The organism is Sporolactobacillus laevolacticus DSM 442, assembly GCF_000497245.1.
Taxonomy (GTDB): Bacteria; Bacillota; Bacilli; order Bacillales; family Sporolactobacillaceae; genus Sporolactobacillus; species Sporolactobacillus laevolacticus.
This window is the reverse complement of record NZ_AWTC01000023.1, coordinates 39,943-47,574: the sequence shown is the minus strand read 5'-3', so window position 1 is coordinate 47,574 and position 7,632 is coordinate 39,943. Positions and strand designations below refer to the sequence as shown.

8 protein-coding genes are annotated in these 7,632 nt (G+C 42.0%); 1 reads left to right on the top strand and 7 read right to left on the bottom strand.

Annotated elements, in window-relative coordinates; genetic code table 11:
• Positions 1–105: 105 nt before the first annotated feature.
• From ychF to P343_RS35240, 3 genes are all read right to left on the bottom strand, one after another.
• Positions 106–1,206 carry a redox-regulated ATPase YchF gene (ychF, locus tag P343_RS35250; RefSeq protein ID WP_023511631.1) on the bottom strand — a complete coding sequence of 367 codons (1,101 nt, stop codon included), beginning with the start codon at positions 1,204–1,206 and terminating at the stop codon, positions 106–108.
• A 99-nt stretch (positions 1,207–1,305) separates the two neighbouring features.
• Positions 1,306–1,524 carry a DUF951 domain-containing protein gene (locus P343_RS35245; protein ID WP_023511630.1) on the bottom strand — a complete coding sequence of 73 codons (219 nt, stop codon included), beginning with the start codon at positions 1,522–1,524 and terminating at the stop codon, positions 1,306–1,308.
• An 82-nt stretch (positions 1,525–1,606) separates the two neighbouring features.
• Positions 1,607–2,989, bottom strand: a complete 1,383-nt coding sequence (locus P343_RS35240) for a glycine--tRNA ligase (RefSeq protein WP_023511629.1) — start codon at positions 2,987–2,989, stop codon at positions 1,607–1,609.
• A gap of 544 nt (positions 2,990–3,533) precedes the next feature.
• Between P343_RS35240 and yyaC the strand changes: the two genes are divergently transcribed.
• Positions 3,534–4,139 carry a spore protease YyaC gene (yyaC, locus tag P343_RS35235; protein ID WP_023511628.1) on the top strand — a complete coding sequence of 202 codons (606 nt, stop codon included), beginning with the start codon at positions 3,534–3,536 and terminating at the stop codon, positions 4,137–4,139.
• A gap of 74 nt (positions 4,140–4,213) precedes the next feature.
• Here the strand turns inward: yyaC and P343_RS35230 are convergent, their stop codons facing one another.
• The 4 genes from P343_RS35230 to rsmG all read right to left on the bottom strand — a co-directional run bounded on the left by P343_RS35230 (position 4,214) and on the right by rsmG (position 7,614).
• Positions 4,214–5,074 carry a ParB/RepB/Spo0J family partition protein gene (locus P343_RS35230; protein ID WP_023511627.1) on the bottom strand — a complete coding sequence of 287 codons (861 nt, stop codon included), beginning with the start codon at positions 5,072–5,074 and terminating at the stop codon, positions 4,214–4,216.
• A complete protein-coding gene (locus tag P343_RS35225; RefSeq protein ID WP_023511626.1) occupies positions 5,067–5,828 on the bottom strand; it encodes a ParA family protein in 762 nt (253 codons plus the stop codon). The genes P343_RS35230 and P343_RS35225 overlap by 8 nt, the downstream gene beginning before the upstream one ends.
• Before the next feature lie 131 nt (positions 5,829–5,959).
• Positions 5,960–6,820, bottom strand: coding sequence for a nucleoid occlusion protein (gene noc, locus P343_RS35220; protein WP_023511625.1), 861 nt, complete (start codon positions 6,818–6,820; stop codon positions 5,960–5,962).
• Positions 6,821–6,906: 86 nt separating this feature from the next.
• Positions 6,907–7,614 (bottom strand): 16S rRNA (guanine(527)-N(7))-methyltransferase RsmG, encoded by a 708-nt coding sequence (gene rsmG, locus P343_RS35215; protein WP_023511624.1) that lies wholly within the window; start codon positions 7,612–7,614, stop codon positions 6,907–6,909.
• Between the last annotated feature and the right edge of the window lie 18 nt (positions 7,615–7,632).

The following is a 7,632-nucleotide window of genomic DNA, read 5'->3' as shown; positions in this document are numbered from 1 at the left end:
TTTGGTCACTTTAATGATAACACCGGATTTTATAATGGTGTTTTATTCCTCCAACCTAGCTGGCTAATTTGATTTTACAACTGGCCAAGTTTTTCTCAATCTAAATCAAACGTTGAATCTAAAATTGACGATGTCTCCATCTTGCATAATATAGTCTTTCCCTTCCAAACGGAGACGTCCCATTTCTTTTGCTGCAGTTTCCGACCCAGCCGCAATCAGATCCTCAAAGGACACAATTTCAGCTCGTATAAAGCCGCGTTCAAAGTCTGAGTGGATAATCCCGGCAGCCTGCGGGGCCTTGGTTCCTTTTCGGAATGTCCAGGCGCGTACCTCTTTCTCCCCTGCCGTAAAATAAGTTGCAAGACCAAGCAGTTCATAGGATTTAGCAATTAAGCGGTCAAGTCCGGATGAATCAAGTCCTAAATCCTGGAGGAATGCTTTCTTTTCTTCACCATCAAGTTCAGCAATTTCTGATTCGATACGTGCGGAGATCACAACTACCTCCGCGCCATCTTTTTCAGCAAAAGCTTTAACAGCCTGAACATATGGATTATCATCAGGTGCCGCAACATCATCTTCTGATGTATTTGCTACATAAAGCACCGGTTTTTTGGTCAGGAAATTGAAGGGTTTGATGACCGCCTCTTCATCTTCCGTTAAAGAAACATGCCTTGCCGGTTTACCTTCTTCAAATGCCTGCTTCAGTTTTTGAAGCGCGGCAAACTCAACAATGGATGCTTTATCCTTTTGTTTTGCTAGTTTTGCTACCCGATCAAATCGCTTATTAACCTGCTCCAAATCAGATAATACGAGCTCCAAATTAATGGTTTCAATATCATCGATTGGATCAATTTTTCCGGAAACATGTGTAATATTCTTATCATCAAAACAACGGACAACATGGGATATTGCATCCACCTGCCGGATATTGGCAAGAAATTGATTGCCTAGTCCTTCCCCCTTGCTCGCACCTTTGACTAAGCCGGCAATATCTGTAAATTCAAATGTAGTCGGGATTGTTTTCTTTGGATTGTACATTTCGGTCAATTTGTCGAGTCGTTCATCCGGTACACTTACAATACCGACATTCGGTTCGATGGTACAGAATGGGTAATTCGCCATTTCAGCGCCCGCCTGTGTAATTGCATTAAACAATGTTGATTTACCGACATTCGGCAATCCAACAATACCTGTTGTCAAACTCATTTCCGTTCAACCCCCTGGGTTTCTCTTTCCATGTTCATTTCTCGTACATGTGGTGTATTGCCAGTTCTTATCATTCACACGGCTAAAGAGACGACATACTTAATTATTTTCTTCATCTTTAGTTCCATGTTCAATAATCTTTTTAATTTTTCGCTGGAATTCACTTCGTGGCATCAGGACACTATGCCCGCAGCCCAGACACTTAATGCGTATATCCGCACCCATGCGAATGATCTTCCATTTATTCTCGCCACATGGGTGAGCTTTCTTCATCTCAACAACATCATTCAGACCAAAACTGATATGGGGATTAGGCATTGTCCTTCCTCCTTTATTGAAAATGCTGCACCGCCAGAATGATGACCAAGCACCTTGCTGCTAATTCAGACATTCTGCTCGATTAAAAAGCTGTTTTCTCCTTAATAAATGCGGACAATTCGCTAATTGGCAGACGTACCTGGTCCATTGTATCACGATCTCTAACCGTCACTTTTCCGTCTGTCTTAGAATCAAAGTCATATGTGATGCAGAATGGTGTACCAATCTCATCCTGACGGCGATATCTCTTGCCAATCGAACCCGTTTCATCATAGTCAACCATATAATCCTTTGCCAACTCCTGATAAATGGCCATAGCTTCTTCACCCAGCTTTTTCGAAAGCGGCAGAATACTTGCTTTATAAGGAGCAAGGGCAGGATGGAAATGCAGGACCGTTCGTGTGTCTGTATCGCTGATTTTTTGCTCTTCATAGGCTTCCGCAAGAAAAGCAAGCGTAACACGGTCAGCTCCGAGTGATGGTTCAATAACATAAGGAATGTAGCGCTCATTATTATTTTGATCAATGTATTGAAGATCCTGACCAGACACTTCCATATGACGGCGCAGGTCATAATCAGTTCTGGATGATAGACTGGACAGCTCGCCCCAACCAAATGGGAAGAGATATTCAATATCCGTTGTGGCTTTGCTGTAATGCGGCAGTTCTTCCTTTTCATGATCGCGAACGCGCAAATTGTCTGCCTTTACATTAAGTGATTTCAGCCATTCATAACCAAAGGTCCGCCAGTATTGGAACCATTTTTCATCTTCGCCAGGCTTGCAGAAAAATTCCAATTCCAGCTGTTCAAATTCTCTTGTCCTGAAGGTGAAATTTCCTGGTGTGATTTCATTTCGGAACGATTTTCCGACTTGGCCGATACCAAATGGGATTTTTTTACGCATCGTACGCTGCACATTTTTAAAGTTTACAAAAATACCTTGCGCTGTTTCAGGACGCAGATAGATTTCATCTTTTGCAGTTTCCGTCACGCCTTGATATGTTTTGAACATTAAATTGAATTGGCGAATGGACGTAAAATCATGTTCACCGCATTCCGGGCATGCAATTTGATGCGCCTCAATTAATTGTTCCATAGTAGCAAAGTCAAGACCATCAACCGCTCCGGGCAATTCTTCTTGAGGAATGTTGCTTTCAATTAGTTTATCTGCACGAAACCTTGACTTACATTTCTTGCAGTCAATCATCGGGTCATTAAAATTTGTGATATGTCCTGATGCTTCCCATGTCTTCGGGTTCATTAAAATAGAAGCATCGAGGCCCACATTGTAAGGAGATTCTTGGACAAATTTTTTCCACCATGCTTTTTTTACATTGTTTTTGAGTTCAACTCCGATCGGGCCGTAATCCCACGTATTGGCAAGCCCGCCGTATATTTCTGATCCTGGGAAGATAAAGCCACGTTGTTTGGCTAGATTAACAATTTGCTCCATTGTTTTACTCATTTTTCTTGCTCCTTTATCAAATAAAATAAGCTTTCATCCACTAGGCAACTGCCTAGGGACGAAAGCTTTTGTTTGCTCACGCGGTTCCACCCTAATTGGTGCGCATTAATACGCACCCACTTTGTTACATCGCAGCTCAAGAACGCCTTCCTCAAACACTGTGTTCGGGCTTTCATCATCCCCGAATCGCTGCACAACAGTTTTAATGAGTACTCTTTTCCTTCATCGCTTGAAAATATTTAAGTTGCAACACTTGTTTTCTGATTCATAGTATATCCTATTTTTTATGAAAAAGACAGATTTTTAATGAAGTCATCTTTTTTCTCTAATTATTATGTTACCCAACGGGTTAGAACAAACGGGTTTCACAAAAACAGAGTTCTAGTCCACAGAACTTACCATTGCTGTTTCGAAGAGATCTTTTTCGCAGCTTGGTCATAAAACAGATTAAACGCTTTTCACCTATTTATACTCTTTTATGTGCCCTCCCCGTATAAAAACACAAGCTTTCACATATACTGTTGATACTTGGAGGGGCAAATCTATGAATCTAAATTTTGATCGAAATCAAGAGAATCGGTTAAGCACTCACGTCCATTATCAAGATCAAAGCAGTCATCACTCACTTATCCAGGGAATCCGCCGATTTCTTCCGGCAAACGGTACGTCGCCAATTGTGATTGTCTGTATCGGAACGGATCGTTCTACCGGAGATGCACTAGGACCGCTCGTTGGTTCCTATCTCGAGAAACATAACCTTCCGGACGCATATGTTTATGGAACACTCGAAAAACCGGTGCATGCCGTCAATTTAAATGAAACATTGGCGCTGATCGAAGCGTCTTATAAAAAGCCCTTTATTATAGGTATAGATGCTTGTCTAGGAAAGCTGCAAAGTGTTGGCAACATTACCGTTTCTGAAGGTCCAGTTCTTCCGGGGGCCGGTGTAAAGAAACAGCTCGTACCTGTTGGCGATATCAATATTACAGGCATTGTCAATATCAGTGGCTTCATGGAATACTCAGTACTCCAAAACACACGGCTTCATGTGGTTATGAGTTTGTCTCAAGTGATCGGGAGATGTCTAAGTGTTGCCCTTGTTTCAAGAAAACGAGGTCGACTTCTTTCCAAACTTCTATTGATGGATTAGTGTTAGTGGTTTTTGTTTGAATTTGATCGCTGTGACGTATGCGAATGGTCAAGCAACAAGAAAAAGAGCGACCGTTAGAGACGCCCTTCCATGATTTCGATTAAACGAAATAAATCGTCAGCCGAATAATAATCCAGTTCAATTTTACCTTTTTCTTTGCTGGTACCAGGTTTGATTTTAATTGAGGTGCCATATCGTTCTCTTAAACTATAAACCCGATCTTTCAATTCAGGTGGCATTACCCACTGCTTTTTATTCGATGTTTCACGTGGAACATGGTGGTTAAGTCTCTGAATTAAGGCTTCTAACTGGCGAACATTCAACTGTTCTTTTAGCACTTTATCCACGACCGGAGCCATTTGCTTCTTGTCTTTCAAACCAACAAGCGCACGTCCGTGTCCCATTGATAATTTGCCTTGTTCAATGAGTGAAGCAACTGCGTCATCCAATGTAAGCAACCGCAAATAGTTAGTAATATGAGGCCTGCTTTTTCCAAGCTTTTTCGCAAGCTCGTCCTGGGTCATACGCAAGCCTTCCATCAGCTTTTTATAGGCAGCCGCTTCTTCTATTGGATTTAGATTTTCACGTTGCAGATTTTCGATAAGTGCGATCTGCATCATTTCTTCATCGGAGAGTTCTTTGATCACAACTGGAACGGTCGTCAAGTTGGTTTGCTTTGCCGCCCGAAAACGGCGCTCACCAACGACGATATCGTATCCTTTAATACTTTTCCGAACAACAAGCGGCTGGATGATGCCATGTTCCTGAATAGATGTTGCAAGTTCTTCTAAGCCTTGTTCATCAAATTTCTTCCGCGGCTGATATGGGTTTGGCCGCAGCTCGCTTATTTCCACTTGTTCAACTGCATTATCCAGTTCTTGCGTAAATGCCTTAGGAAAAAAAGCATCCAAACCTTTTCCCAACGCCTTAGTCATTCGTGATCACTTCCTTCGCGAAGTCAAGATAAACTTCAGCGCCTTTGGATCTAGAATCATACGTAATTATCGGTTGTCCATGACTTGGCGCCTCACTCAAGCGAACATTCCGCGGAATGATGGTTTTAAATACTCGATCCTGAAAATATTTCTTCACTTCTTGAATGACCTGTAAACCAAGATTTGTTCGTGCATCAAGCATCGTTAATAAAACACCTTCAATTGCCAGATGGTGATTTAGATGCTTTTGAACAAGCCGGACTGTATTTAGTAACTGGCTTAGGCCTTCCAATGCATAATACTCGCATTGAACAGGTATAATGACGGCGTCGGCCGCAGTCAGTGCGTTAATTGTTAGAAGTCCAAGTGACGGGGGACAGTCTATGATTATATAATCATATGTATCTTTGACCTTTTCCAAGGCGCGTTTTAGACGAACTTCTCTTGAAATAGTCGAAACAAGTTCGATTTCAGCACCTGCCAGTTGAATGGCTGATGGGACAACATCAAGATTCTCGATTGCAGAACTATAGATGACCTTTGAAATCTCAACATCATCAACCAGAACATCATAGATACATTCATCAACCTCGCCCTTGTCCACTCCTGATCCGCTTGTGGCGTTTCCCTGAGGGTCAACATCGACTAATAAAACCTTGCACCCCAGTGTAGCCATGCATGCACTGAGATTAACCGCGGTTGTTGTTTTGCCGACACCGCCCTTTTGGTTGGCGACTGCTAATGTCTTGCTCACACTTCCACCTACTCTCAATCTTCAATCGCTACATTCCATTCTATCATGAATTGAATCGATCAGGACATTGAAAGCGTAATTTAAGCGCAAAAAAAAGAACCATCATCGATGGTTCCAGCCTCATATTCGTATTATTTATGTTTTGGAATGCGGATCGTGAATTGATAATAGTCACCCATATCTTCTTCATTTGTATCAATATCAAGCCCCGAATCAGTTACCATATGAACAGATTGTCTAATTGTATTTACTGCAATCCGTGAATCCCTGCTAAGTGAAAAACGTTTGCTTTTTTTTTCGTCATCGGCTTTGTTTTCAGCACTTTTTTCCAAGTAGCGTTTGACTCGATTTTCAGTCTGTTTAACATTCAGCTGTTTATCAATAATTTCATGAAGCACTTTTTCCTGAAGTACCGGATCCTTAAGAATAATTAAAGCTCTTGCATGTCGTTCTGTTATTTTCTTTTCAAGAATTGCACTTTGAACCGAGGAAGGGAGTTTCAGCAAACGCAACTTATTGGCGATTGTGGACTGCCCTCTCCCTAATTTTTCAGCTAAACTTTCCTGTGTCAATCCATGAATATCGATAAGTCTTGCGTAAGCCATCGCCTCCTCGATAGCGGTCAGTTCTTCACGCTGCAGGTTTTCGATCAATGCGATTGATGCCGACTGATCATCATCCAACGGCTTAATAATTGCTGGTATCGTTTCCCACCCGAGAGTAGAAACCGCTCGCCAACGACGCTCCCCGGCAATTATCTCGTATTTATCTCCTAACGGCCTAAGCACAATGGGTTGAATCACACCGTGTTCATCGATTGTTGCTGCAAGTTCATGGAGCTTTTCTTCGTCAAATACAGAACGCGGCTGATATTGATTCGGTGTTATCAATGATACTTCGATTTCCTGAACCCGTTCCTGTTCGATTTCTTGCGTAGCCGCTACCTCTTCTTCTTCGCTATGATTAAATATTTTCGAAAAATGATGTTTCATGTTCGCGCCACCACCTTTTGCTCTCTGCCTTGTAATATTCTCCTAACAATCCGTGATTCCTGCAAATAATGTTCCACGTGGAACATTTAAAGAGGACTTTTTGTCGGAACGCCTGGTTTTCTTGGATATTTAGCGGGTGTTGGCGCTATTTTGTCAATCTGCACCAAAGATCTTTTTCCACTATCTTCAGGAAGCTCCAAGGAAATAACGTGAATCATCTTGCCTCCGAGACGTTTAATTGCATTTTCTGCCTGCTGCACTTCTTCGTCTGCATTCATACCTTTAAGAGCGATAAATGAGCCGCCTTGATGAACGAGTGGCAAACAGTATTCACTGAGAACAGATAGCTTGGCCACAGCCCGTGCCGTCACAAGATCGAAACTCTCACGAATACCAGACCTGCGTGCAAAATCCTCTGCACGATCATGACAAAGTGTCACATCACTAAGACCCAGCTTATCAACAACGGCCTGAAGAAACGTCAGTCTCTTCTTTAGTGAATCAACGATCGTCAGTTTTAATTCAGGAAAGAGAATTTTGAGCGGGATTCCTGGAAACCCGGCACCCGAACCAACATCACATAATGTCAGTGTTTCTTTAAGTGAAAAATAGAAACTCGGCGTCAAAGAGTCAAAAAAATGTTTAATCATCACTTCATTTCGATCGGTAATTGCTGTTAAGTTCATTCTTTCATTCCAATCAATTAGCATCTCGTAATAAAGTTGAAATTGATGGCTTTGCGCTTCAGTTAACTCAATATTTTTTTCATGCAGCAATTCTTCAAGTAGTTCCATAACAGCCTCCCGCCTAAT

What these genes read in the sequence shown, in the direction of transcription:
- ychF (WP_023511631.1), bottom strand. Translation starts at nt 1,206, where the DNA reads ATGAGTTTGACAACAGGTATTGTTGGATTGCCGAATGTCGGTAAATCA.
- P343_RS35245 (WP_023511630.1), bottom strand. Translation starts at nt 1,524, where the DNA reads ATGCCTAATCCCCATATCAGTTTTGGTCTGAATGATGTTGTTGAGATG.
- P343_RS35240 (WP_023511629.1), bottom strand. Translation starts at nt 2,989, where the DNA reads ATGAGTAAAACAATGGAGCAAATTGTTAATCTAGCCAAACAACGTGGC.
- yyaC (WP_023511628.1), top strand. Translation starts at nt 3,534, where the DNA reads ATGAATCTAAATTTTGATCGAAATCAAGAGAATCGGTTAAGCACTCAC.
- P343_RS35230 (WP_023511627.1), bottom strand. Translation starts at nt 5,074, where the DNA reads ATGACTAAGGCGTTGGGAAAAGGTTTGGATGCTTTTTTTCCTAAGGCA.
- noc (WP_023511625.1), bottom strand. Translation starts at nt 6,820, where the DNA reads ATGAAACATCATTTTTCGAAAATATTTAATCATAGCGAAGAAGAAGAG.
- rsmG (WP_023511624.1), bottom strand. Translation starts at nt 7,614, where the DNA reads ATGGAACTACTTGAAGAATTGCTGCATGAAAAAAATATTGAGTTAACT.